The sequence below is a fragment of the Pseudoduganella sp. GCM10020061 genome (assembly GCF_042683405.1).
In the GTDB taxonomy this organism is placed as follows: Bacteria; Pseudomonadota; Gammaproteobacteria; order Burkholderiales; family Burkholderiaceae_D; genus Telluria.
Genome location: NZ_JBHUJS010000010.1, coordinates 36,005 through 59,167 on the forward strand (window position 1 = coordinate 36,005; position 23,163 = coordinate 59,167).

General features: G+C 66.1%; 23 protein-coding genes. 11 read left to right on the plus strand and 12 right to left on the minus strand.

The features are described 5' to 3' along the window. The first annotated feature begins 6 nt into the window (after positions 1 to 6). The 4 genes from ACFSQR_RS13235 (at position 7) to ACFSQR_RS13250 (ending at position 3,650) form a co-directional block, all read left to right on the plus strand. Complete coding sequence (locus tag ACFSQR_RS13235; RefSeq protein ID WP_377730593.1) at positions 7 to 1,113, plus strand: homoserine O-acetyltransferase; 1,107 nt, start codon at positions 7 to 9, stop codon at positions 1,111 to 1,113. After that, positions 1,110 to 1,718 (plus strand): methionine biosynthesis protein MetW, encoded by a 609-nt coding sequence (gene metW, locus ACFSQR_RS13240; RefSeq protein WP_377730339.1) that lies wholly within the window; start codon positions 1,110 to 1,112, stop codon positions 1,716 to 1,718. The genes ACFSQR_RS13235 and metW overlap by 4 nt, the downstream gene beginning before the upstream one ends. 86 nt (positions 1,719 to 1,804) lie before the next feature. Continuing rightward, complete coding sequence (locus ACFSQR_RS13245; RefSeq protein ID WP_377730340.1) at positions 1,805 to 2,725, plus strand: M48 family metallopeptidase; 921 nt, start codon at positions 1,805 to 1,807, stop codon at positions 2,723 to 2,725. Between the two features lie 10 nt (positions 2,726 to 2,735). Next, on the plus strand, positions 2,736 to 3,650 hold the full coding sequence (locus ACFSQR_RS13250) for an RluA family pseudouridine synthase (RefSeq protein ID WP_377730341.1): 915 nt from the start codon (positions 2,736 to 2,738) through the stop codon (positions 3,648 to 3,650). A gap of 24 nt (positions 3,651 to 3,674) precedes the next feature. On the opposite strand, the gene ACFSQR_RS13255 is transcribed toward ACFSQR_RS13250, so the two are convergent. Together ACFSQR_RS13255 and ACFSQR_RS13260 are read right to left on the minus strand one after the other, a co-directional pair. After that, positions 3,675 to 4,835 carry a tetratricopeptide repeat protein gene (locus tag ACFSQR_RS13255; protein WP_377730342.1) on the minus strand — a complete coding sequence of 387 codons (1,161 nt, stop codon included), beginning with the start codon at positions 4,833 to 4,835 and terminating at the stop codon, positions 3,675 to 3,677. Between the two features lie 208 nt (positions 4,836 to 5,043). After that, positions 5,044 to 5,814 (minus strand): exodeoxyribonuclease III, encoded by a 771-nt coding sequence (locus ACFSQR_RS13260; RefSeq protein WP_377730343.1) that lies wholly within the window; start codon positions 5,812 to 5,814, stop codon positions 5,044 to 5,046. 32 nt (positions 5,815 to 5,846) lie between these two features. Between ACFSQR_RS13260 and pyrE the strand changes: the two genes are divergently transcribed. Beyond that, positions 5,847 to 6,509, plus strand: a complete 663-nt coding sequence (pyrE, locus tag ACFSQR_RS13265; protein WP_377730344.1) for an orotate phosphoribosyltransferase — start codon at positions 5,847 to 5,849, stop codon at positions 6,507 to 6,509. A 141-nt stretch (positions 6,510 to 6,650) separates the two neighbouring features. On the opposite strand, the gene gatB is transcribed toward pyrE, so the two are convergent. From gatB to gatC, 3 genes are all read right to left on the minus strand, one after another. Next, the gene (gene gatB / locus ACFSQR_RS13270) at positions 6,651 to 8,111 is read right to left on the minus strand and encodes an Asp-tRNA(Asn)/Glu-tRNA(Gln) amidotransferase subunit GatB (RefSeq protein ID WP_377730345.1); all 1,461 of its coding nucleotides are present in this window, start codon (positions 8,109 to 8,111) and stop codon (positions 6,651 to 6,653) included. A gap of 63 nt (positions 8,112 to 8,174) precedes the next feature. Further along, on the minus strand, positions 8,175 to 9,650 hold the full coding sequence (gene gatA, locus ACFSQR_RS13275; RefSeq protein WP_377730346.1) for an Asp-tRNA(Asn)/Glu-tRNA(Gln) amidotransferase subunit GatA: 1,476 nt from the start codon (positions 9,648 to 9,650) through the stop codon (positions 8,175 to 8,177). Between the two features lie 15 nt (positions 9,651 to 9,665). Next, on the minus strand, positions 9,666 to 9,968 hold the full coding sequence (gene gatC / locus ACFSQR_RS13280; RefSeq protein WP_377730347.1) for an Asp-tRNA(Asn)/Glu-tRNA(Gln) amidotransferase subunit GatC: 303 nt from the start codon (positions 9,966 to 9,968) through the stop codon (positions 9,666 to 9,668). 293 nt (positions 9,969 to 10,261) lie between these two features. On the opposite strand from gatC, the gene ACFSQR_RS13285 reads away from it, so the two are divergent. The 6 genes from ACFSQR_RS13285 to ACFSQR_RS13310 all read left to right on the plus strand — a co-directional run bounded on the left by ACFSQR_RS13285 (position 10,262) and on the right by ACFSQR_RS13310 (position 16,992). After that, on the plus strand, positions 10,262 to 11,305 hold the full coding sequence (locus ACFSQR_RS13285; RefSeq protein ID WP_377730348.1) for a rod shape-determining protein: 1,044 nt from the start codon (positions 10,262 to 10,264) through the stop codon (positions 11,303 to 11,305). Positions 11,306 to 11,460: 155 nt separating this feature from the next. Then, positions 11,461 to 12,522, plus strand: coding sequence for a rod shape-determining protein MreC (gene mreC / locus ACFSQR_RS13290; RefSeq protein ID WP_377730349.1), 1,062 nt, complete (start codon positions 11,461 to 11,463; stop codon positions 12,520 to 12,522). Next, the gene (gene mreD / locus ACFSQR_RS13295; protein WP_377730350.1) at positions 12,519 to 13,031 is read left to right on the plus strand and encodes a rod shape-determining protein MreD; all 513 of its coding nucleotides are present in this window, start codon (positions 12,519 to 12,521) and stop codon (positions 13,029 to 13,031) included. Before mreC ends, mreD begins: the two co-directional genes overlap by 4 nt. Positions 13,032 to 13,041: 10 nt before the next feature. After that, entirely contained in the window at positions 13,042 to 14,943 is a 1,902-nt protein-coding gene (gene mrdA, locus ACFSQR_RS13300) for a penicillin-binding protein 2 (RefSeq protein ID WP_377730351.1), read from the plus strand. After that, positions 14,933 to 16,045 carry a rod shape-determining protein RodA gene (rodA, locus tag ACFSQR_RS13305; RefSeq protein WP_377730352.1) on the plus strand — a complete coding sequence of 371 codons (1,113 nt, stop codon included), beginning with the start codon at positions 14,933 to 14,935 and terminating at the stop codon, positions 16,043 to 16,045. The genes mrdA and rodA overlap by 11 nt, the downstream gene beginning before the upstream one ends. Next, the gene (locus tag ACFSQR_RS13310) at positions 16,042 to 16,992 is read left to right on the plus strand and encodes a septal ring lytic transglycosylase RlpA family protein (RefSeq protein ID WP_377730353.1); all 951 of its coding nucleotides are present in this window, start codon (positions 16,042 to 16,044) and stop codon (positions 16,990 to 16,992) included. The genes rodA and ACFSQR_RS13310 overlap by 4 nt, the downstream gene beginning before the upstream one ends. A 38-nt stretch (positions 16,993 to 17,030) precedes the next feature. Here the strand turns inward: ACFSQR_RS13310 and ACFSQR_RS13315 are convergent, their stop codons facing one another. From ACFSQR_RS13315 to argS, 7 genes are read right to left on the minus strand one after another with little or no spacing between them, the layout of a single operon-like run. After that, positions 17,031 to 17,714: an SPOR domain-containing protein gene (locus ACFSQR_RS13315; RefSeq protein WP_377730354.1), complete on the minus strand. Its 684-nt coding sequence runs from the start codon at positions 17,712 to 17,714 to the stop codon at positions 17,031 to 17,033. A gap of 11 nt (positions 17,715 to 17,725) precedes the next feature. Further along, entirely contained in the window at positions 17,726 to 18,439 is a 714-nt protein-coding gene (locus ACFSQR_RS13320) for a type III pantothenate kinase (RefSeq protein WP_377730355.1), read from the minus strand. A gap of 1 nt (position 18,440) precedes the next feature. Beyond that, entirely contained in the window at positions 18,441 to 19,214 is a 774-nt protein-coding gene (locus ACFSQR_RS13325) for a biotin--[acetyl-CoA-carboxylase] ligase (protein ID WP_377730356.1), read from the minus strand. Next, the gene (locus ACFSQR_RS13330) at positions 19,211 to 19,990 is read right to left on the minus strand and encodes an SDR family oxidoreductase (protein WP_377730358.1); all 780 of its coding nucleotides are present in this window, start codon (positions 19,988 to 19,990) and stop codon (positions 19,211 to 19,213) included. Before ACFSQR_RS13330 ends, ACFSQR_RS13325 begins: the two co-directional genes overlap by 4 nt. 1 nt (position 19,991) lies before the next feature. Further along, the gene (locus ACFSQR_RS13335) at positions 19,992 to 20,675 is read right to left on the minus strand and encodes a thiol:disulfide interchange protein DsbA/DsbL (RefSeq protein WP_377730360.1); all 684 of its coding nucleotides are present in this window, start codon (positions 20,673 to 20,675) and stop codon (positions 19,992 to 19,994) included. A 27-nt stretch (positions 20,676 to 20,702) separates the two neighbouring features. After that, positions 20,703 to 21,350 carry an SPOR domain-containing protein gene (locus tag ACFSQR_RS13340; protein ID WP_377730361.1) on the minus strand — a complete coding sequence of 216 codons (648 nt, stop codon included), beginning with the start codon at positions 21,348 to 21,350 and terminating at the stop codon, positions 20,703 to 20,705. A gap of 18 nt (positions 21,351 to 21,368) precedes the next feature. Further along, positions 21,369 to 23,078, minus strand: a complete 1,710-nt coding sequence (argS, locus tag ACFSQR_RS13345; RefSeq protein WP_377730362.1) for an arginine--tRNA ligase — start codon at positions 23,076 to 23,078, stop codon at positions 21,369 to 21,371. Positions 23,079 to 23,163: the final 85 nt, after the last annotated feature.

Here is a 23,163-nt window from a genome sequence, read left to right on the forward strand (position 1 = left end):
CAATCGATGCATTTTGCGGAACCGCTGGCGCTGCAAAGCGGCGCGAGCATCGCCGGCTATACGCTCATGTATGAGACCTACGGCACCCTCAACGCGGACAAGTCAAACGCCGTGCTGGTGTGCCATGCGCTCAATGCCTCGCACCACGTGGCCGGCGTGTACCAGGACAATCCGAAGAGCGCCGGCTGGTGGGACAACATGGTTGGTCCCGGCAAGCCGCTCGACACCAACCGCTTCTTCGTGATCGGCGTAAACAACCTCGGCTCCTGCTTCGGCTCGACCGGCCCGATGCACGACAACCCGGCCACCGGCAAGCCGTACGGCGCATCGTTCCCGGTCGTGACCGTGGAAGACTGGGTGGCCGCGCAGGCGCGCCTGGCCGACCGGCTCGGCATCGAGCAGTTCGCGGCCGTCATGGGTGGCTCGCTGGGCGGCATGCAGGCGCTGGCGTGGAGCATCCGCTTCCCCGACCGCCTGCGCCACTGCATGGTGATCGCGTCCACGCCCAAGCTGTCGGCGCAGAACATCGCCTTCAACGACGTGGCGCGCCAGGCCATCCTGTCCGATCCGGACTTCCACAACGGCGACTTCTATGCGCACGGCGTGGTGCCCAAGCGCGGCCTGCGCGTGGCGCGCATGATCGGCCACATCACCTACCTGTCCAACGACGACATGGCGGAGAAGTTCGGCCGCAAGCTGCGCAGCGCCGCCGAAACCAATGAGTACAACTTCGACTTCGGCATCGATTTCGAGATCGAGTCCTACCTGCGCTACCAGGGCGACAAGTTCTCCGAATACTTCGACGCCAACACCTACCTGCTGATCACCAAGGCGCTCGACTACTTCGACCCGGCGCGCGAGCACGGCGGCGACCTGACCAAGGCGCTGGCCAGTACCCGCGCCAACTTCATGCTGGCATCTTTCACCACCGACTGGCGCTTCTCGCCGGAGCGCAGCCGCGAGATCGTGGAAGCGCTGGTGGCGAACCGCCGCAACGTCACCTATGCCGAAATAGACGCCCCGCACGGCCACGACGCCTTCCTGCTGGAGGACCCGCGCTACATGAACATGGTCCGCGCCTACTACGAGCGCATCTGGGGAGAGCTGCAATGAAGTTCGAAGACCTGGCCACCCTGCGTCCCGACCTCGCGTTCATCGCACACTGGGTCCCGAAGAACGCGCACGTGCTGGACGTGGGCTGCGGCGATGGCGCCATGCTGCGCTACCTCCAGTCCGGCAAACAGTGCACCGGCTACGGCATCGAGCTGGACGACGAGCAGGTGTTGAGGAGCACCGCGCGCGGCATCAGCGTGATCCAGCACGACATCGAGCAGGGCCTCGGCCTGTTCGCCGATAACTCCTTCGACACGGTGCTGTGCCTGTCCGCCCTGCAGATGATGCAGCACGTGGAAGCGCTGCTGCGCGATATCGTGCGCGTGGGCGGGGAAGCGATCGTCTCCTTCCCCAACTTCGCCTACTGGCCGCACCGGCTGGCGCTGGCGCGCGGCCGCATGCCGGTCTCCAAGCTGCTGCCTTACCAGTGGTTCGACACGCCCAACGTGCGCTACGCCACCATCTACGACTTCGAGGACCTGGCGCGCGCCTGCGGCCTCGAAGTGCTGGAGCGCGTGGCGCTGGCCGAGGGCAAGGTGGTGCGCTTCCTGCCCAACCTGCGCGGCAGCCTGGCCGTGTTCAGGCTGCGCAAGCTGGCGCGCTGAGCGGGAAGGCTGGTTGTGTACGTTCCCTCACTGAAAAGTCCGGCGGCCCGGCGTATGCTTTCGCTGACGCAACCACGGAGACCACGATGAGAACATTCAAGCATGCCGCAGCGCTGCTGGCGCTGACCCTGTGCATTGGCTCCGCGCCGGCGCAGCAGCGGGTGGAGCAGGTGCAGCAGGGCGGGCAGGTAGTCCAGGACGGGATTGTCGTCCAGCCACTTTCGCGCACGCGTTCGCTCGCCAAGCGCCTGATTTCCCCCGAACAAGTCGAGCAGCAAGCCTCCCAGCAGTACGTGGCGATGCTGTCGCAGGCCAAGGAACAAGGCGCGCTGTACCCGGCCACGCATCCGCAGGTCAACCGGCTGCGCAACATCGCGCGCCGCATCATCCCGCATTCGACGCGCTGGAACGCGGATGCCCAGAACTGGAAATGGCAGGTCAACCTGTTCAACTCCGACCAGGTCAACGCGTTCTGCCTGCCGGGCGGGCGCATTGGCTTCTACAGCGGCATCATCAGCAAGCTGCATCTGACCGACGACGAAATCGCCGCCATCATGGGCCATGAAGTCGCGCACGCGCTGCGCGAACACGGCCGCGAACGTGCCGGCAAAGCGGCGGCCACCGGCCTGCTGGCGCGGCTGGGCGGCGCTGCAGCCTCCGTCCTGCTGGGCGTCGATCCCAACATCACCGGTGGCTTTGCGAATGCCGCCGGCCAGCTGGCCGTCCTGAAGTTCTCGCGCGACGAGGAACGCGAAGCGGACCTGATCGGCCTCGACATTGCCGCGCGCGCCGGTTACGATCCGCGTGCCGGCATCGCGCTGTGGCGCAAGATGGCTTCGCTGGACGAGCGCGGCGCGCCGATCCAGCTGCTCTCGACCCACCCGGGCGGCGAGGACCGTATCGCCATCATCCAGGACCACATGAACGTGCTGCTGCCTGTATACGCGCGCGCAAAAGGCACGACGGTGGCACGGCTGCCGGCATACCGGACAACCGCTATCAGATAGAGCAGGGCAGATGGGCTGGCAGGCAGAGGCAAATTCGTTCGTTCCCTTACCGATCCGCGACGGCGTGGCACCCAGCTACCTGTGGCTGCCGGACGAACGATGGCCCTCGCTGCTGGCCTTCCTGGTCGCGCGCTTCCCTGCGGTGACGGAGTCCGACTGGCGCGAACGGATGGCGCGCGGCGAAGTGGTGGACGGGCGCGGCGACCCGGTCACGCCCGCGACGCCCTTCCGCAAGCAGATGCGCATCTGGTACTACCGCGAGCTACCGCCGGAAACGCCGATCCCGTTCGAAGAACAGGTGCTGCACATGGACGAGCACCTGCTTATCGTCGACAAGCCGCACTTCCTGCCCATGATCCCGACCGGCCGCTTCGTCAAGGAGACGCTGCTGGTGCGCCTGAAGCACAAGCTCGGCCTGCCCGACCTGGTGCCGATCCACCGCCTGGACCGCGAGACCGCCGGCGTCGTCATCTTCTCGCACAACCGCGCCACCCGCGGCACCTACCAGTCGATGTTCCAGAAGCGCTCGATGCAGAAGACCTACGAAGCGCTGGCCGCGCCGATTCCCGGCCGCCGCGACTACCCGTTCACCTACCGCAGCCGCATGGTCGACGCCGACCAGTTCTTCATTATGCGCGAGGAGGTGGGCGAACCAAATTCGGAAACGGTGGTGGACGTGATCGAGGAGCGCGGCGACATCAACCTGTACCGCCTGCAGCCGCACACCGGCCGCAAGCACCAGCTGCGCCTGCACATGGCATCGCTCGGCGCGCCCATCCTCAACGATGCTTTCTACCCCGTCGCGCTGCCGTGCAAGGGCGACGACTTCCGCCACCCCTTGCAGCTGCTGGCCCGCTCCATTACCTTCACCGACCCTTTGAGCGGCGCCGAGCGCACCTTCACCAGCACCCGCACGCTGGAATAGGGAAGGGGACGGTCCCCTTGAACATCATGGCCGAAGCCCGTAGCGATTGATGAACTTCGCCACCCCATCCGGATTCGCAGCCACCCATTTTTCCAGCGCAGGCCGATACGCCTGCCGATACGTCAGCAACAACAGGGCAGGCTCCAGCTGCCCGTCCCGCTCGAACACCTGCATCTGCCGCAGCGCAGGATCGCTCAGTTCCTTGCCTGACTTGGTGTTCAACTCACCGATGATCTTCAGCGCAGTGCGCCACGTTTCAAGCTCGATGTCGAACGCGGACAGCTTCTTGTCCTTGTCGTCCCCGCGCAGCTTGATCTCGACCATGCCCATCGCAAGCCAGAACGCGCTATCCGGTGTCCCATTCTCCTTCTGAATCCGCGCGTCCAGCGATATCTTGAGGTTCCCGTCGGATCCCGCATTCACTTGCGAACCGCGGCGCAGTTGCAGTGGCTTGAGCGGCTTGATGTGATTGAGCGCCATCCAGACGGAGGCTGGGGTGGGTTCGGCGGCGATCGCATCGATCAATGCCTGTGCCGCTGCATCGCCTTTGTCCTGTGCGAGCAGCGCATTGGACAGGAAACGCCACGCCTGGGAGTTGCGCGGCTCGATCTCGGTGGCGCGCCGGAACAGCGCCTCAGCCTGGGGATAGTCCTTTTGCGCGAAATGGCAATTGCCCGCAACGACCCACAGTCCCGAGACCTTGGGGGCCAATGGAAAGGCTGCTTCATATTTCTTCAGCGCGTCGGCGTACCGGCCCTTTGCGAACAACTGCTCTCCTGCCTCGAACAATTTGGCAGCATCCGGGGGCATGGGGTTCAGTGGAGCAGGTCGTCCATCGCGCAGAAGACGCAGCGTCTCCAGTGCGATCGGACTGTCGGGCTTCAGCTTCAAGGCCTCGCTGGCATTCGCCTCGGCGGCTGCACGCGCCTTCTCCGCGTCGGCCGGCGCCATTCGTTCAGACATCACGAGAAGCAGTGCGGCGCGCGCCGAGAGCGGCAACGCCGAATCAGGCGCGATGTTGACCGCTTCGGTGTATTTGCCCCAAGCCTCGTTGAGTTTGCCCTGCGTTTGCAGGACATAAGCTTCCTTCACTTTTGCCAGGCAGGCTTCCCTGCACGTTTCGGCAGCAAAGCCTGCGGGCGCAGCGAGCGAAATCGCAACAGCCAGGAGTGTCGAGCGGATCATCGCGTTCTCTCTTCAATGAAGAAAAGACATGTTAGCCGCCGGCCAGCCACGCGAACTCTCCGAATGTCACAAACCAGGCAGGATTTCCATCGTGGCCTGCGCTACTTCAATGCGAACGCTTGTCTTTGCGACGTATCAGGACTGGCGGAATCCGCCATGTTCTGGCCGATTCCGCCAAATGCGATTGATCAGTTCAGGGTCAGTACGCCTACAGCGCGTACTCGATGATCAGCGGCGCGTGGTCCGAGAAGCGCTCGTCCTTGTAGATCGAGACGGCTTTCGCGCACTTCGCCAGGCCCGGGGTTGCGACGTGATAGTCGATGCGCCAGCCGACGTTCTTCGCGTACGCCTGGCCGCGATTGCTCCACCATGTGTACTGCTCGGCGCGGTCGTCGATGCCGCGATGGACGTCCACATAGCCGCACTCGTCGAAGATGCGCGTCATCCACGCCCGCTCCTCCGGCAGGAAGCCCGAATTCTTCAGGTTGCCCTTCCAGTTCTTCAGGTCGATCTCCTTATGCGCGATGTTCCAGTCGCCGCAGATGACGACTTCGCGGCCCTCGGCCTTGAGCGCGACCAGGTGCGGCAGGAATACTTCCATGAAGCGGAACTTGGCCTCCTGGCGCTCCGGCGACGACGAGCCGGACGGGCAGTACACCGAAATCACCGACAGGTTGCCGAAGTCGCACTGCACGTAGCGGCCTTCCGCATCGAACTCGGGGCAGCCGAAACCCGTGATCACACGGTCCGGCGCCACGCGGCTGTACACGCCGGTGCCCGAATATCCCTTCTTCTCCGCATAGTGGAAATGCCCGTGATAGCCGCACGGATTCAGGAACTCCGGCGTCATGTCGGGAAGCTGCGCCTTCAGCTCCTGCACGCACACAAAGTCGGCGGTCTGCTTTTCCAGCCAGTTAAAGAAACCCTTTTTGTGGGCGGAACGGATGCCGTTCAGGTTCGCGGAGATAATCTTTGGCATAAAATACTGCTTCTTTCAACACAGGGGACATCGTGAATAATTTGCGGCAACAGTTTATCGCGTTTTCGGTATCGGCGGGCGTGCTGAGGTTCGGTGAATTCACCACCAAGGCGGGGCGCCAGTCGCCGTACTTCTTCAACGCGGGGCTGTTCCACGATGGCGCCACGCTGGGCAAGGTGGCCGACTTCTACGCGCAGACGCTGCTCGATTCCGGCGTCGAATTCGACATGCTGTTCGGCCCGGCGTACAAGGGCATCACGCTGGCTTCCGCCACGGCGGTCGCGCTGGCCAACAAGGGGCACAACACCTCGTTCGCCTTCAACCGCAAGGAAGCCAAGGACCATGGCGAAGGCGGCACCCTGGTCGGCGCCAAGCTGCATGGCAAAGTCGTGATCGTGGACGACGTGATCTCGGCCGGCACCTCGGTGCGCGAATCGGTGGACATGATCCGCGCCGCCGGCGCCGAACCGTGCGCGGTGCTGATCGCGCTCGACCGCATGGAAAAGTCGGGCAAGGACGGCGCACTCTCGGCCGGCTCCGCGGTGCAGGAAGTGAGCCGCGAATTCGGCATCCCGGTCATCTCGATCGGCAACCTGGACGACCTGTTCAACTACCTGTCGGGCGAAGGCGCCGACCCGCAGCTTGCGCAGTACCGCGACGCCGTCGCCGCCTACCGCACCCGCTACGGCGTGTAAGAATAGCGGGGGAACAGTCCCGCAGGCACAGTCCCCTTCCCATGCAGGGGTATAGGCGACAAAAACGGCGTGGAGCGCATACCCCGGAGAGGTATCTGCGCCGCACGCGGTTTTCGCCATAAACCCGGGGGGGTATGCGATTTAGCCCGCCAGCTTCTTCTTCAGCAGTTCGGTCAGCTGCGCCGGATTGGCCGTCCCGCGCGACGCCTTCATCGCCTGGCCGATCAGCGCGTTGATCGCCGCTTCCTTGCCCGCACGGTACTGCTCCACCGACTTGGTGTTTGCCGCGATCACGTCGTCGACGATCTTCTCGAGCGCGCCGGTATCCGAAATCTGCTTCAGCCCCTTCTGCTCGATGATCGCATCGGCGAGGTGCTCGTCGGTGGATTTCGCTTCCCACATCGCCGCGAACACTTCCTTCGCGGCCTTGTTCGAGATGGTGCCGTCCGCGATGCGCTTGACCAGCAGCGCCAGTTGCGACGCTTCCACCGGCGAGTCTCCGATCTCGACGCCTTCGCGGTTCAGCGTGGAGGCGACGTCGCCCATCATCCAGTTGGCCGCCGCCTTGGCGTTCTCGCGTCCGGCCTTGGCGACCACCGCTTCGTAGTAGTGCGCCATTTCCTTCGACTGGGTCAGGACCAGTGCGTCGTACTCAGGCAGCCCGTAGTCGCCCGTGAAGCGTGCGCGCATCGCTTCCGGCAGTTCCGGCATGTCCTGCTTCACGCGCGCGATCCAGTCTTCGCCGATCACCAGCGGCGGCAGGTCCGGGTCCGGGAAGTAGCGGTAATCCTGCGCGTCTTCCTTGGTGCGCATTGCGCGCGTTTCCTTCTTGTCCGGATCCCACAGGCGCGTGGCCTGCTGCACCTTGCCGCCGTCCTCGATCAGTTCGATCTGGCGCCGCACTTCGTAGTGGATCGCTTCTTCCATGAAGCGGAACGAGTTCAGGTTCTTGATCTCGCAGCGGGTGCCGAATTCCTGCTGGCCCATCGGGCGCACGGACACGTTCACGTCGCAGCGGAACGAGCCTTCCTGCATGTTCCCGTCGCACACGCCCAGCCACATCACCAGGCCGTGCAGCGCCTTCGCGTATGCGACCGCCTCGGCAGCGCTGCGCATCTCCGGTTCCGACACGATCTCCAGCAGCGGCGTGCCGGCGCGGTTCAGGTCGATCCCGGTCATGCCGTGATAGTCCTCGTGCAGCGACTTGCCCGCGTCCTCTTCCAGGTGCGCGCGCGTCAGGTTCACGGTCCTGGTGACAAATTTGCCATCCTTCTCGTAGCCGAACGTTAGCTGCCCGCCAACCACCACCGGCTCTTCGAACTGCGAGATCTGGTAGCCCTTCGGCAGGTCAGGGTAGAAGTAGTTTTTGCGCGCGAAGACCGAACGCGGCGCGATCTTCGCCCCGACCGCGAGGCCGAAGCGGATCGCGCGTTCGACCGCGCCCTTGTTCATCACCGGCAGCGCGCCCGGCAGCGCCAGGTCGACCAGGCTTGCCTGCGTGTTCGGCTCCGCGCCGAACTGGATCGGGCTGCCGCTGAAGATTTTCGAGTTGGTCGTGAGCTGCACGTGGTTCTCAAGACCGATGACGACTTCCCATTGCATAGTATGTCTCTCTGAAGTGTTGGGGACAGGGCTGCGCTGCGCTTGGCCTGTCCCGCAATTCAATTAAATGGATGCCGGTGCGCGCGTGTGCCAGTCGGTCGCGAGCTGGTATTGGTGGGCGATGTTCAGCAGTTTCGCTTCGTTGAAGTAGTTGCCGATGATTTGCAGGCCGACCGGACGGTTCGCGTTCTTCGCGCCTTCGCCGAAGCCGCACGGGATCGACATGCCCGGCAGGCCCGCCAGGCTGGTCGACAACGTGAAGATATCGGCCAGGTAGTTCGCCACCGGATCGTTGGCCTTGTCGCCCAGGTCCCACGCCACCGACGGCGCCACCGGTCCCATGATCACGTCGCACTTGTCGGCGAACGCAGCCTGGAAGTCTTCCGCGATCAGGCGGCGGATCTTCTGCGCCTGCACGTAGTACGCGTCGTAGTAGCCGTGGCACAGCACGTAGGTGCCGACCATGATGCGGCGCTGCACCTCCGGGCCAAAGCCCTCGGCGCGCGTCTTCTTGTACATGTCCTGCAGGTCTTTGTATTCCTTCGCGCGGTGGCCGTAGCGCACGCCGTCGAAGCGCGACAGGTTGGACGAGGCCTCCGCCGGCGCGATGATGTAGTACACCGGGATCGACATCGAGGTCTTCGGCAGCGAGATGTCCACCAGCGTGGCGCCCAGCTGCACGAACTGCTCGAGCGCGGCGCGCACGGCTTTCTCGACGTCGCTGGAGAGGCCCTCGCCGAAGTACTCCTTCGGCACGCCGATGCGCAGGCCGGTGAGCGGCTTGTCCAGGTCGCGCGCGAAGTCCTCGCGCACGTTGCCCTGGTCGGCGGTCAGGCTGGTCGAGTCGCGCTCGTCGTGGCCGATCATCTCGTTCAGCAGCAGCGCGCAGTCTTCCGCGGTCTGTGCGATCGGGCCGCCCTGGTCGAGCGAGGACGCGAAGGCGATCATGCCGAAGCGCGATGCGCGGCCGTAGGTCGGCTTGATGCCGGTGACGCCGCAGAACGCGGCCGGCTGGCGGATCGAGCCGCCGGTGTCGGTGGCGGTGGCGGCAGGGGCGAGGCGCGCGGCCACGGCCGCAGCCGAGCCGCCCGACGAACCGCCCGGCACGGCCAGCTTGTCCCACGGGTTCTTGACCGGGCCGAACGCCGAATTCTCGTTCGAGGAACCCATCGCGAATTCGTCGCAGTTCACCTTGCCCAGCGAGACCATGCCGGCCTCCGCCAGTTTGCGCACGATGGTCGCGTCGAACGGGCTGACGTAATTGGCCAGCATCTTCGAGCCGGCGGTCGAGCGCCAGTCCTGGGTGACGAAGATGTCCTTGTGCGCAATCGGCACGCCGGTCAGCGCGCCAGCGCTGCCGGTGGCCAGCAGGGCGTCGGCGGCCTTCGCCTGCGCCAGCGACAGCTCGGCGTCCACGTGCAGGTAGGCGTTCAGGTCGGACTGCGCGATGCGGTCCAGGTAGTGGCGCGTCAGTTCGACGGACGAGATCTCTTTCGCGTGCAGCGCCGCGGACAGCTGTTTCAGTGTTTTGTTATGCATGGTCGTTTTCGCGGCTTATTCGATGACTTTCGGGACCAGGTACAGGCCGTCCTGGCTGGCGGGCGCCGGCTTCTGGTAGGCTTCGCGGCGGTCGCTTTCGGTGACGACGTCCTCGCGCAGGCGCAGCGACAGGCCGCCCAGCACGGCGGACAGCGGCTGCGACAGCGGCTCCACGCCGGTGGTGTCGATGGCCTGCATCTGCTCGGCCAGCGCGAAGATGCCGTTCAATTCCGCCAGCGCGGTTTCGGCATGTTCTTCGCTCATGTCGAGTTGTGCCAGGTTGGCGATTCGTTTAACGTCTGCGAGTGTCAGGGACATGGCTGTTATCGCGGCGACAAAGCGGCCCGCGCAATTTAGTGGATGAATGAACAAAAACGTTGTGATTTGCGCTTAACAGGCTGGTAAGTTCGGCCTTCAAGCACGAGAAATCGGAGGCATTTACTGCCGTTTTCCCGTCAATAAGCGGTAAATTATAAGGTAGAATGGCAGGCTGATGCGGGTGGATAGACGCCCATTTAAGGATTCATGAATCGCTCCGCCGGCGAGCAGCACCGGGCGGCGGGTTTGAACACTCAGTAAAAGCGCGGTTTGCGCGTTTAGGAATGACACACATGTTCGGTTTTTTACGCAGCTATTTTTCGAATGACCTGGCCATCGACCTTGGCACGGCAAACACGCTGATCTACGTGCGCGGCCTCGGCATCGTGCTGGATGAACCTTCGGTCGTCGCGATCCGCCAGGAGGGCGGCCCGAACGGCAAGAAGACCATCCAGGCAGTCGGCAAGGAAGCAAAGCAGATGCTGGGCAAGGTGCCAGGCAATATCGAGGCGATCCGCCCGATGAAGGACGGCGTCATCGCCGACTTCACCGTCACCGAACAGATGCTCAAGCAGTTCATCCGCATGGTGCACGACTCCAAGTTCTTCCGCCCGAACCCGCGCATCATCATCTGCGTGCCGTGCGGTTCGACCCAGGTCGAGCGCCGCGCGATCCGCGAATCGGCGCTCGGCGCCGGCGCATCGCAGGTGTACCTGATCGAAGAACCGATGGCAGCGGCGATCGGCGCCGGCCTGCCAGTCTCCGACGCGACCGGCTCGATGGTCGTTGACATCGGCGGCGGCACTACCGAAGTGGGCATCATCTCGCTGGGCGGCATGGTCTACAAAGGCTCCGTGCGCGTTGGCGGCGACCGCTTCGACGACGCGATCGTCAACTACATCCGCCGCAATTACGGCATGCTGATCGGCGAGCAGACCGCCGAAGCGATCAAGAAGTCGATCGGTTCCGCGTTCCCGGGTTCCGAAGTCAAGGAAATGGAAGTCAAGGGCCGCAACCTGTCCGAAGGCATTCCGCGCTCGTTCACGATTTCGTCCAACGAGATCCTGGAAGCCCTGACCGACCCGCTCAACAACATCGTCTCGGCCGTCAAGAACGCCCTTGAGCAGACCCCGCCGGAACTGGGCGCGGACATCGCCGAAAAGGGCATGATGCTGACCGGCGGCGGCGCGCTGCTGCGCGACCTGGACCGCCTGCTGATGGAAGAAACCGGCCTGCCGGTGCTGGTCGCCGAAGACCCGCTGACCTGCGTGGTGCGCGGCTCCGGCATGGCGCTCGAGCGCATGGACAAGCTGGGCTCCATCTTCTCCTACGAGTAATCAAAGGGGACTGTCCTCGCAACGGGGCCGTCCCCCGAGCTTCAGCCTGCATCGACACCGATCAAGCTGAAGATCAGGGGGCAGTCCCGCAGCCGCTGAACGGGCAGTACAGTCCCCGGGCCACCGGCATTCCCCTGCCGTGACTATCGGAATACATGGAATACAGTCCACCGCCACTCTTCAAGCAAGGTGCCCCTGCCCGGGTCAAGGTGACCGTTTTCGCGCTGATCTCCATCGCGCTTCTGATGATCGACTCGCGCATGCAAGCCCTGGCCATCGTGCGCCAGGTCGCCGGCACCGTGCTGTACCCGCTGCAGATGGCCGCGCTGATGCCGCGCGACGCCGTGTCGAACATGGGCAACTACTTCTCCTCGCTATCCGCGCTGCAGAAGGAAGTCAATGAACTGAAGGCCAGCCAGGTCGCGTCCGCGCAGGTGCTGCAGCAGGCGCGCTACCAGATGGCCGAGAACGCCCACCTGCGCCGCCTGATGGGCGCCAGGGAGCAGGTGCCCGTCAAGTCCATGATGGCCGAAATCCTGTACGACGCGCGCGACCCGGCCACGGCCAAGATCGTGCTCGACCGCGGCAGCAGCCACGGCGTGGCGGTCGGCATGCCGGTGATCGACTACGCGGGCGTGGTCGGCCAGGTCACGCGCGTGTTCCCGTTCACCTCGGAAGTCACGCTCCTGACCGACAAGGACCAGGTGATCCCGGTGCAGGTGCTGCGCAACGGCCTGCGCAGCGTGGCCTATGGCCGCGGCCAGGCCGGCCTGCTGGACCTGCGCTTTGTCACCCCGAACGCCGACCTGCAGGTGGGCGACGTGCTGATCACCTCCGGCCTGGACGGCGTGTACCCGGCCGGTCTCGCGGTCGCCAAGGTGGTGCAGGTCGAGTCGAGCGCCACCGGCAATTTCGGCCGCGTCGTGTCGCAGCCGCTGGCCGGCATCGACCGCAACCGCCAGCTCCTGATCCTCACCGAACGCGCGCAGGTGGTGCCGCGTCCGGCGCCCGAACCCGTGGTCGCCGAAACAAAGCGCGGCAAGAAGCCCGACATGCCACCGCTCGACGTCGCCCCGGCCACCGTCGTCCCGGCGCAGGCTGGGACCCAGGCTGAGCCGCCAAAGCCGCAAGCGGCTGTGCCACAACCGGCTCCGGCGAAGCCGCAACCTGCCACCCCGCCCGCAGCCCAACCGCAGCAACAGCCGACCACCCGATGAACCGTCCGCACTACATCCTGCTCCCGGTCAGCCCGCTGTTCATCGCCTTCAGCCTGACCTGCGCCTTCATGCTCAACCTGCTGCCCTGGGGGCACTGGGTCGGCACGCCCGACTTCGTCGCGCTGGTGCTGGTCTTCTGGGGCATCCACCAGCCGCGCAAAGTGGGCATCGGCGTCGCCTTCTCCATGGGCCTGCTGATGGACGTGCACGACGCCACCCTGCTGGGCGAGAATGCGCTGGCCTACACGCTGCTGTCCTACCTGGCGATCATGATGCACCGCTTCGTGAAGTGGTTCCCGATCGCGACCCAGGCCATGTACGTGTTCCCGCTGCTGCTGTTCGCGCAGGCCGTGCAGGCGCTGGTGCTGGTCATCGTGTCGGGCCGCTTCCCCGGCTGGCTCCACTTTGTCGAGAGCGCCGTCGCGATGGCGCTGTGGCCGGTCATCACCTGGCTGCTGCTGGCGCCGCAGCGCCGCGCGGTCGACAAGGACCACACGCGTCCGATCTGACGCAGGCAGCATGACTGAATTTAAAGACAACGAACGGGAACTGCGCGCGTTCCGGCTCCGCCTCACGGTGCTGGGTGGGCTGGTGTTCGTCTGCTTTGCCCTGCTGGCCGCGCGCTTCGTGTGGCTGCAGGTGATCAAGCACAACGACTACGCCGCCCAGGCCAAGGACAACCGCATCGCGCTGGTGCCGGTGGTGCCCAACCGCGGCCTGATCCTGGACCGCAACGGCGTGGTCCTGGCCCGCAACGACTCCGGCTACACGCTGGAGGTCACGCCGTCCAAGCTGGCCTACAACCTCGAGTCGGTGATCAACGAACTGTCCAAGCTGGTCGAGATCGATGCGCACGACCGCCGCCGCTTCAAGCGACTGATGGAAGAGTCGCGCAGCTTCGAGAGCGTCCCGCTGCGCACCCGGCTGACCGACGAGGAGGTGGCGCGCTTCACCGCGCAGCGCTTCCGCTTCCCCGGGGTGACGGTGCAGGCGCGCCTGTTCCGCCAGTATCCGTTCGGCGAGACCGCCTCCCACGTGATCGGCTACATCGGCCGCATCAACGCGCGCGACAAGGCCAGGATCGACACCTTGCAGGACGCGGCCAACTACAACGGCACCGAACATATCGGCAAGGAAGGCGTCGAGAAGAGCTACGAACGCTACCTGCACGGCCGCACCGGCTACGAGGAAGTGGAGAAGTCGGCCGGCGGCCGCGCGATCCGCACGCTGTCGCGCACCTCGGCCACGGCGGGCAGCAACCTGATCCTGTCGATCGACATCGAGCTGCAAAAGGTGATCGAGGAGGCCTTCGGCGAGAACAAGGGCGCGCTGGTCGCGATCGAACCGTCCAGCGGCGACATCCTGGCCTACGTTTCGCGTCCCGGCTACGACCCCAACCTGTTCGTGGACGGCATCGACAGCAAGAACTGGAACGAGCTGAATACCTCGATCGACAAGCCGCTGATGAACCGCCCGCTGTCCGGCGCCTACGCGCCAGGTTCGACTTTCAAGCCCTTCATGGCGCTGGCCGCGCTGGAGCAGGGCCGGCGCACGCCCGAGCAGGGCATCTCCGATGCCGGCTACTTCGTGCTCGGCGGGCACCGCTTCCGCGACGACAAGCCGGGCGGCCACGGCTACGTCGACATGTACGATTCGATCGTGGTCTCGTGCGACACCTACTTCTACCAGCTCGGCAACGAGATGGGCGTCGATAACATCGCCAGCTTCATGAGCCAGTTCGGCTTCGGCCAGCTGACCGGCATCGACCTGGAGCACGAGAAAAAGGGCGTGCTGCCGTCGCGCGACTGGAAGCGCAAGAACATCAAGAAGGACCCCAAGTGGCACGCCGGCGAGACGATTTCGGTCAGCATCGGCCAGGGCTATAACAACTACACCATGATCCAGTTGGCGCACGCCGTGTCCACGCTGGCGAATAACGGCGTGGTGATGAAGCCCCACCTGGTCAAGATCATCGAGGACGGCGCCACGCGCGCGCGTTCGCTGACGGTGCCCAAGGAAACGCGCCGCATTCCGCTGCAGCAGAAAAATATCGACGTCATCAAGGCCGCCATGGTCGGCGTGACCCAGGATTCGAGCGGCACCGGCTTTACCGCCTTCCGCAACGCCGGCTACATCTCGGCCGGCAAGACCGGTACCGCGCAGGTGATCGGCCTGCGGGGCGGCAAGTACAACGCCAGCGCGATCGCCGCGCATCACCGCGACAACGCGCTGTACGTCGCGTTCGCGCCGGCCGACAAGCCGACCATCGCGCTCGCGCTGGTGGTGGAGAACGCCGGCTTCGGCGCGGCCTCCGCGGCCCCGATCGCGCGCAAGGCGCTCGACTATTACCTGCTCGGCAAGCGGCCGCCGCCGCCCAAGCCGGGCGCCGCGCCAGTCCAGGGAGCCCCGAATGCGCATTAACGAACGGCGCTCGCTATGGCGGCGCATGAAGCCTTACTTCACCGTCTTCGACGGCCCGCTGGCGCTGATCATCTTCCTGATCCTGTGCGCAGGCTTGATGACGATCCACTCGGCCGGGATCGATTTTCCGGGCCGCGTGGAAGGCCAGATCCGCAACGCGGTCGTCGCCTTCATGTTCATGTGGGCGGCGGCGAACCTGTCGCCGCAGACGCTGATGCGGCTGGCGCTGCCGATCTACGTGGTGGGCGTGGTCCTGCTGCTTGCCGTCGCGCTGTTCGGCATCGTCAAGAACGGTTCGCGGCGCTGGATCTACGTCGGCATCAACATCCAGCCGTCCGAGATCCTCAAGATCGCGGTGCCGCTGATGCTGGCCTGGTACTTCCACACCCGCGCCAGCGTCAAGCACTGGAGTTCGTTCCTGGTCGCCGCGCTGCTGCTGGCCGTGCCGTTCACCTTCATCGCCAAGCAGCCCGACCTCGGCACCGCCACGCTGGTCCTGTCCTCCGGCATGTACGTGATCTTCCTGGCCGGCCTGTCGTGGAAGATGCTGGCCGGGATGGCCGTCACCGCACTTGCCAGCATGCCGGTGGTGTGGTCGATGCTGCACGACTACCAGCGCGAGCGCGTGATGACGCTGATCGACCCTTCCGCCGACCCGCTCGGCAAGGGCTTCCACATCATCCAGTCGACCATCGCGATCGGCTCCGGTGGCGTGATGGGAAAGGGCTGGATGAACGGCACCCAGGCCCGCCTCGAATTCCTGCCCGAGGCCACCACCGACTTCGTGTTCGCGGTGTATTCGGAAGAATTTGGACTGATCGGCAATATGGTCCTGCTGTTCCTCTACCTGCTGCTGATCGGCCGCGGCATGATGATCGCGGCCAACGCGCCCAGCACCTTCACGCGCCTGCTGGCCGGCGCGATCACGATGATCTTCTTCACGTATGCCTTTGTTAACATGGCGATGGTCGCGGGCATCGTGCCGGTGGTCGGCGTGCCGCTGCCGTTCATGAGCTACGGCGGCACCGCGCTGCTGACGCTGGGCGTGGGCAGCGGCATCCTGATGAGCATCCAGCGCCACAAGAAGCTGGTGCAGACATGACGACGTCCCGTAACAGGCTGGCCGCCGCGCTGGTGTGCGCCGTCTTCCTCGCCGGCTGCGGCACGCCGCTGAAGCGCCTGTCGCCGTTCCCGGCGCCGCCGGTCCCCAAGCGCAAGTCCACCGGGGCGCCGGAACTGCCGGCCGCCAATTCCGGTCGCGGCGGCTACTACAAGGACGACGGTCCCGGCGACGACCCGCCGGACGGACTGCACGAGGTGCCGGACGCCGAAGTGCGCGACGAGCCGCTCAACAAGTGGGCCAACCGGCCGTACGTCGTGTTCGGGAAAACCTACGTGCCGATGAAGCCTGACGCCGAGTTCACGCAGCGCGGCGTCGCCAGCTGGTACGGCAAGAAGTTCCACGGGCAGAAAACCTCGTCCGGCGAAATCTACGACATGTACAAGATGACGGCCGCGCACCCGACGCTGCCAATTCCGTCGTACGCGCGCGTGCGTTCGCTGGTGTCCGGCAAATCGGTGGTGGTGCGCGTGAACGACCGCGGACCCTTCCACGCCAGCCGCATCATCGACCTGTCGTACACCGCCGCGCTGCGCATCGGCCTGCTCGGCGCGGGCAGCCACGAAGTCGAGGTCGAGCGCCTGTTCCCGGGCCGCTCCGAACTGTGGGCCAAGCGCCGCAACGCCGAACCGATCCACGCCGCCGCCGACGTGCCGCAGGCAGCCGCGCTGATGATCGACAAGCCGGTGCAGGCGCCGGCAGGCAGCTTCTACCTGCAGCTGGGAGCATTTTCGACCGAGGCGCGCGCGAACGAAGTGCGCCAGCGCCTGCAGAAGCGGGGCGGCGTACTGTCGTCATTGGAAGTGGTGCGCGCCGGCTCGCTGTACCGCCTGTACAGCGGCCCGTTCGCCACGCGCAAGGATGCGCTCGCAGCCGAGGAATCGATTCCAGCTTCGCTGCACATCAAGCCCGTGGTCGTGCGCCGCTAGCAAAGTGGACTGTCCTCCGCTTCAGCAAGCGGGGAATCCTACTTGCACGTCCGGATATCGATATCCCTGAAGCGCCGCTCGATCTCCACCAGCCTGTCGCGCGTGGCCTGGTCGATCCCGCGGAACTGGTAGGCCAGCTTGTTGACGGTCGGCCCGCGCCCGGTGATCCGCACGCCTTCGAGCCCCTGCCTGCCCAGCGCATTGCGCAGCGACTGCGCGGCGGCTTCCGACTTGAACACGCCCAGCGAGATACCCCAGCGCAGCGCGGTGTCCGGCATGATGTAGTAGTTGGTGACGCCGCGCGCCGCCAGCTCCGCCGCACGCTTTTCGGCCGCTTCGCGGCTGCCTTGAGGCGCGATGTGCACCACATACTGCGTGATCTGCGTGACCGGCACGTTGATGCGGGACTGCTTGTCCGCCAGGCCAAGCGGCGCGATGAGGCTGTCGAAGCGGCGCGCCGCCACCGCATCGAAGTCCCCGACTTCGGTACAGGCGATCGTGGCGGGCGCCGGCGCAGCGGCTACCGGCGCGGGTTCCTGCGCCACCGTGGCCGCAGCTTCCGCCAGCTCCGCCGGCACCAGCGCGATGCGCTCTGCCGCCAGCTGGTTCTTCATGCGCGCAGGCTCGCGTTCGGCCGCCTTGAAACTCCCGAGATAGCCCTGGCCGTAGGCGAACAGCGCCGCATTGGCGAGCAGCAGGGACCAGAAGATAAATTTGAGCACGTGGTATCCGATCAGGTTGCGGCGGCGTGCAGGCCGACCAGGACGATATTATCGACCATCCGGTGCGGCACGGCCAATGCCGGTGCGATGTAGGGCGCTGCGCCTCCGGACACGATGCACAGCTGCGCGCGGTGCAGCGCGCAGGCCCGTTCGATCGCGCCGGCCTGCGCGGACAGGATGCCGGACAGGATGGCGTCGTCGGTGTTGTCGGCGAAGCCGGCCGGCAGCGTCCCCGGCTGCACCATCGGCAGCTGCGCCGTGTTGCGCGCCAGCGAAGCGGCCATCAGGCCCACGCCCGGCACGATCATCCCGCCCAGGAAGTCGCCCTGCGCATCGACGGCATCGATGGTGGTCGCGGTGCCGCAGGTCGCCACCACGATGCGCTTGCCCGGCTCCAGCGCCCGCGCGCCGAGCGCCGCGGCGAAGCGGTCGGCGCCCAGTTGCTGCGGATTGCGGTAGCGGTTGTGCATGCCCTTGAGTTCGGCCTGCGAGCGGAACCAGGTGGTGTCGCGCGGCAGCACCGCGCGCAGCTCGCCCTCCAGCACCGGACCGGCGACGTTGGCCACGATTGCGCGCCGGATCTCCAGGCCGCGCCAGCGTTCGCCCAGCGAGCCGATGTGGTCGTGCCCGGCCACGCCGCTGTCGCTCCATGCGCCCAGCGCTGCCATGTCGTTGGCGAGCGCCCATTTCACGCGGGTGTTTCCGCAGTCGACCAGCAGCAGCATGCTATTCCTTCAGCCTGAGCGAGACGTCGCCGGACATCACCGCGATGCGTCCGGACGCGGTGTCGAGCTGCAGCTGGCCGCTCTCGTCCACGCCCATCGCGACGCCCTGGTGCACAACTTCGCCGCGGTCGAGGATCACTACCGGGAAGCCATGCCACGCGTGCGCGCGGTTCCAGCGCCCGCAGAACGCGCCGAAGCCGTGCTGCGCAAACTCGGCGGCCATCGCCGCCAGGCTGTCGAGCAGGCGCGCCAGCAGTTCGTTGCGGTCCATGCGCGCGAGCCAGGTGGCCGATGCGGCCGGCCGGCCGATCTGCGCTTCGAGCGCGTCGGGCAGGTCGAGGTTCAGGCCCACCCCGATCACCGCCCAGGTCACGCCGTCCACCGTTTGCGTTTCGACCAGGATGCCGGCCAGCTTGCTGCCGTCCTTCAGCAGGTCGTTCGGCCACTTCAGCTGCACGCCGACATCCAGCGCGCGCAGGGTTTCGGCCAGCGCGACCCCGACCGCGAGCGGCAGGCCGGCCAGCCGTCCGGGGCCGCCCTCGAAAGGCCAGGCCAGCGAGAAGGTCAGCGATGCGTCCGGCGCCGACAGCCAGCTGCGCCCGGCGCGGCCGCGTCCGGCGGTCTGTTCCAGCGCGGCCAGCAGCAGCGGTCCGGCCAGCGCCGGTGCGCGCGCCAGCAGGTCGGCATTGGTGGAGCCGGTGCGTTCGACGACTTCGATGCGCACGCCCGCGGTGTTGCGCGCGAGCGCAGCGACTGCCTGTGCCGACAGCGTCATGCCGCGTCCACGGCCTTGCGCGGCTTGTGCGGCGCGCGCCGGAACAGGCGGTCGTACAGCGCGTTCGGCAGCACGCGCAGCAGCTTGGCGACCACGCCCATCTGCCACGGGATCACGCGGTAGCTGTCGCCGGCGGCGATCGCCTGCACCGCCTTTTTGGCGAAGCGGTCGGCCGGCATGAGGAAGGGCATCGGATAGGGATTTTTGGCCGTCATCGGCGTCGCGATATATCCTGGCGCGATCGTCACGACCTTGATGCCGTGGCGCGACAGTTCCACCCGCAGCGACTCGCAGTAGCTGATCACGGCAGCCTTGGATGCGGAGTAGGCGCCGGCGCCGGGCAGCCCGCGGATGCCGGCCACGCTGCCGATGCCGACCAGCCGCGCCGTGCCCGGATGGTCCTTCATGTGCGCGATGAACGGCGAAAAGGTGGCGACCGTGGCCATCACGTTGGTGGCCAGGATCGAATGGAAGACAGGGAGGTCGCAGGCGTGCTCGGTGATGGTGCCGTGCGAGACGCCGGCGTTGGCGATCACGATGTCCGCGCCGCCCGCCTGCGCGATGAAATCCTGCGCCGCGCGCGCCAGGGCGGCGTGATCGTTCACATCCAGTGCATAGGTGTAGTGCCGGCCGGGGAGGGAGGCCGCCAGCTCGTCGAGCAAGGCCTGGCGGCGCGCCACCAGCCCCACCGTGGCGCCTTGCGCTGCGTATTCGCGGGCGAGCGCAGCGCCGATGCCGCTCGATGCGCCCGTGATGAAGACACGGGGAGCGCCCATCTTATTTGGCGGCGGCTGGTGCCGCAGGCTTGGATTTCTGGACCAGGTAGTCCATCACCTTGAGCGCCGCTTCCTGCTGTTCGGCTTCGGTCGGTTCGCCGCGCATGTTCTCGCCCACCTGCGACGGCGAGGTGAGGTACTTGCCGCCGACGACCACGACCGGCCAGTAGTTCACGCGGTAGTTCTGCATCATGTAGCCGGCGCGGCGCACGCGCGCCTGCACGCCGAAGGAGCGGTAGGCGTTGACGAACTTCTCGCGGTCGATGCCGTTCTGCTGGGCCCAGTCGAACACCTGCTCGTCGCGGTTCAGGCGCAGGCGCTGCTCGTGCATCGCGGCGAACACCTTGGCGTGGTACTGCTCCAGCAGGCCGAGCGCTTCCAGCGTATAGAACAGGCGCTGCTGCGGCAGCACGTTCTCGTCGCGCGGTACGTGCACGCGCTTGAACACGATGTTGTCGCCCTGTTTCTTCACCCAGGCGGCCAGGCGCGGCTCGAGCACGTTGCAGTGCGGGCAGTAGTAGGCGAAGAACTCGATCACCTCGACCTTGTCGCCGCTGTCGGTGTCCTGCGCCTGCGGCAGCGTCAGGTAATCGACGTTGTTTTGCGGATGCTCCGGGGTGGCGCCGGCCATCGAGGCGGCAGTCGCGAGCGCGAAGGCGCCCAACAGCTTCTTCAGGTAACGCATCAGGACTCCCTTGTCGAAGATTGCGGGTTATTGCTGGTTGCGGACGATCGCCACGTCGACGCCGGCGTCGAGCAGCTTGGCGCGGGCGCGCGTCATCGCTTCCTGGTTGAACGGGCCGATGCGCACGCGGTGCAGCACGGCGCCGTCAGGATTGCTGCGGTCGCTGACGCTGGCCTCGAAGCCGAGCAGCGCGAGCTTGGCACGCGAGTTCTCGGCGTCGGCCAGTTCGCGGAACGCGCCGGCCTGCAGGTAGTACACCACTTCGCCCGGCGCCACCGCGGGCGCTGGCGCGGCGGCCGGTGCCGCAGGAGCGGCGCCAGGCGTTGCCGCAGCAGCCGGTGCGGCCGCCGGGGCCGGCGCGGCGCCCTCGGCGGGCATGCCCGCGATCGCCTCGCCCAGCGGATCTTCCGCCGGCCGTGGGCGCTCGACCATCTGCTTGTTCGCTTCGCGCGCCGCGTCACGGTCGCCGTATAGCGGACGGTTCGGATCGGCCACCTGCGCCGGGGTCGGATCGCCCTTGCCGAGCTTGCCGCCACGGTCGGTGAACGGGGAGGCGCCCTTGGTGATGACCAGCGCGACGATCACCGCGATCACCAGGCCCAGGATCAGGCCGATGATGATGCCGGTCGTCGTGCTGCCGCGCTGGCGCTTGCTGTTCATGAGAGTCTGGGTCATTGGCTGCCTGGATTCTGCTTACATCTTGTTGGGAGCGGACACGCCGATCAGCGCGAGTCCGTTGCGCAGCACCTGGCGCGTGGCCACCAGCAGTGCCAGGCGCGCCATGCGGGTCGCCTCGTCGTCGACCAGCACGCGCTCGGCATTATAGTAGCCGTGCAGTTCGCCGGCGAGGTCGCGCAGATAGAACGCCACCTGGTGCGGGCCGAGTTCGGACAGGGCGCGTTCCAGCGTCTCCGGATAGGCTGCCAGCGTCGCCAGCAGCGCCGCCTCGCGCGGCGCGGTCAGCGGCGCCAGGTCCACGCCGGCCAGCACCGACTCGTCGCCGCCCCACTGGGCCAGCACCGAGCAGATGCGCGCGTTCGCGTACTGCACGTAGTACACCGGATTCTCGTCCGAGGTCTTGAGCGCGACGTCGACGTCGAACACGAACTCGGTGTCGGCCTTGCGCGAGATGAGGAAGAAGCGCACCGCATCGCGGCCGCGCGCGATGTCGCCGCCGCCCGACCATTCGATCAGGTCGCGCACCGTCACGTAGGAGCCGGCGCGCTTGGAGATCTTGACCTCTTCGCCGTTCTTCATCACGGTAACCATCTTGTGCAGCACGTAGTCGGGGTAGCCCTGCGGGATGCCCATGCCGACCGCTTGCAGGCCGGCGCGCACGCGCGCGATGGTGCCGTGGTGGTCGCTGCCCTGCACGTTGATGGCCTGGCCGAAGCCGCGCTGCCACTTCACGATGTGGTAGGCCACGTCCGGCACGAAGTAGGTGTAGGTGCCGTCGGACTTGCGCATCACGCGGTCCTTGTCGTCGCCGTATTCGGTGGTGCGCAGCCACAGCGCGCCATCCTGCTCGAAGGTCTTGCCGGCATTGACCAGCGCCTGCACCGCCGCGTCCACCTTGCCGTCGCGGTACAGCGACGACTCCAGGTAGTAGTTGTCGAACTTGACCCCGAAGGCCTGCAGGTCGATGTCCTGCTCGTTGCGCAGGTAGGTCACTGCGAATGCGCGGATCGATTCGATGTCATTCACGTCGCCCGACGCGGTGGCCGGCTGGCCGTCGCTGGCGGAGACGGTCTTCCCGGCCAGGAAGTCGGCCGCGATGTCCGCAATGTAGTCGCCGTTGTAGGCCGACTCTGGCCACTCGGCGTCGCCCGGCTTGAAGCCGCGTGCGCGCGCCTGCACCGAGGTCGCCAGGGTCGCGATCTGCACGCCCGCGTCGTTGTAATAGAACTCGCGCGTGACCTTGTAGCCCTGCGACTCGTACAGCGAGGACAGGGCGTCGCCCAGCGCGGCCTGGCGGCCGTGGCCCACGTGCAGCGGTCCGGTCGGGTTGGCCGACACGAATTCGATGATCACCGGCTTGCCCGCGCCGGTCTGCGCGCGGCCGAAGTTCTCCTGCTGCGCGAGGATGGTGCGCACCACCGACTGCTTGGCCGCCGCGGCGACGCGCAGGTTGATGAAGCCGGGGCCGGCGATCTCGACGCCCTCGACCAGGCCTTGCGCATTCGGGTCCGCCTGCAGCGCCGCCACGATCTTCTGGGCCAGCTCGCGCGGATTCGACTTGAGCTGCTTGGCCAGCTGCATCGCGATATTGCACGCGACGTCGCCGTGCGACGGATCGCGCGGGCGCTCGAGGACGATGTTCGGGGTCAGGCCGGAACCGGCGACGATGGGCGCGAGGGCAGCCTGGAACAGGGCCGCGATGTCTTGCTTTTGTTGGGCGAGCATGAAAGGTGATCTATATAGACAAACAGCGTCCATTATATATCGTCGCGGCATCACCCCGTGCACCCCGAAATGGGGACAGACCCCA

What these genes read in the sequence shown, in the direction of transcription:
- ACFSQR_RS13250 (WP_377730341.1), top strand. Translation starts at nt 2,736, where the DNA reads ATGGGCTGGCAGGCAGAGGCAAATTCGTTCGTTCCCTTACCGATCCGC.
- ACFSQR_RS13335 (WP_377730360.1), bottom strand. Translation starts at nt 20,675, where the DNA reads ATGCGTTACCTGAAGAAGCTGTTGGGCGCCTTCGCGCTCGCGACTGCC.
- mrdA (WP_377730351.1), top strand. Translation starts at nt 13,042, where the DNA reads ATGACTGAATTTAAAGACAACGAACGGGAACTGCGCGCGTTCCGGCTC.
- gatC (WP_377730347.1), bottom strand. Translation starts at nt 9,968, where the DNA reads ATGTCCCTGACACTCGCAGACGTTAAACGAATCGCCAACCTGGCACAA.
- ACFSQR_RS13255 (WP_377730342.1), bottom strand. Translation starts at nt 4,835, where the DNA reads ATGATCCGCTCGACACTCCTGGCTGTTGCGATTTCGCTCGCTGCGCCC.
- mreD (WP_377730350.1), top strand. Translation starts at nt 12,519, where the DNA reads ATGAACCGTCCGCACTACATCCTGCTCCCGGTCAGCCCGCTGTTCATC.
- metW (WP_377730339.1), top strand. Translation starts at nt 1,110, where the DNA reads ATGAAGTTCGAAGACCTGGCCACCCTGCGTCCCGACCTCGCGTTCATC.
- ACFSQR_RS13325 (WP_377730356.1), bottom strand. Translation starts at nt 19,214, where the DNA reads ATGACGCTGTCGGCACAGGCAGTCGCTGCGCTCGCGCGCAACACCGCG.
- ACFSQR_RS13245 (WP_377730340.1), top strand. Translation starts at nt 1,805, where the DNA reads ATGAGAACATTCAAGCATGCCGCAGCGCTGCTGGCGCTGACCCTGTGC.
- mreC (WP_377730349.1), top strand. Translation starts at nt 11,461, where the DNA reads ATGGAATACAGTCCACCGCCACTCTTCAAGCAAGGTGCCCCTGCCCGG.
- ACFSQR_RS13340 (WP_377730361.1), bottom strand. Translation starts at nt 21,350, where the DNA reads ATGACCCAGACTCTCATGAACAGCAAGCGCCAGCGCGGCAGCACGACG.
- argS (WP_377730362.1), bottom strand. Translation starts at nt 23,078, where the DNA reads ATGCTCGCCCAACAAAAGCAAGACATCGCGGCCCTGTTCCAGGCTGCC.
- ACFSQR_RS13320 (WP_377730355.1), bottom strand. Translation starts at nt 18,439, where the DNA reads ATGCTGCTGCTGGTCGACTGCGGAAACACCCGCGTGAAATGGGCGCTC.
- ACFSQR_RS13310 (WP_377730353.1), top strand. Translation starts at nt 16,042, where the DNA reads ATGACGACGTCCCGTAACAGGCTGGCCGCCGCGCTGGTGTGCGCCGTC.
- gatB (WP_377730345.1), bottom strand. Translation starts at nt 8,111, where the DNA reads ATGCAATGGGAAGTCGTCATCGGTCTTGAGAACCACGTGCAGCTCACG.
- ACFSQR_RS13285 (WP_377730348.1), top strand. Translation starts at nt 10,262, where the DNA reads ATGTTCGGTTTTTTACGCAGCTATTTTTCGAATGACCTGGCCATCGAC.
- rodA (WP_377730352.1), top strand. Translation starts at nt 14,933, where the DNA reads ATGCGCATTAACGAACGGCGCTCGCTATGGCGGCGCATGAAGCCTTAC.
- ACFSQR_RS13260 (WP_377730343.1), bottom strand. Translation starts at nt 5,814, where the DNA reads ATGCCAAAGATTATCTCCGCGAACCTGAACGGCATCCGTTCCGCCCAC.
- ACFSQR_RS13235 (WP_377730593.1), top strand. Translation starts at nt 7, where the DNA reads ATGCATTTTGCGGAACCGCTGGCGCTGCAAAGCGGCGCGAGCATCGCC.
- ACFSQR_RS13330 (WP_377730358.1), bottom strand. Translation starts at nt 19,990, where the DNA reads ATGGGCGCTCCCCGTGTCTTCATCACGGGCGCATCGAGCGGCATCGGC.
- gatA (WP_377730346.1), bottom strand. Translation starts at nt 9,650, where the DNA reads ATGCATAACAAAACACTGAAACAGCTGTCCGCGGCGCTGCACGCGAAA.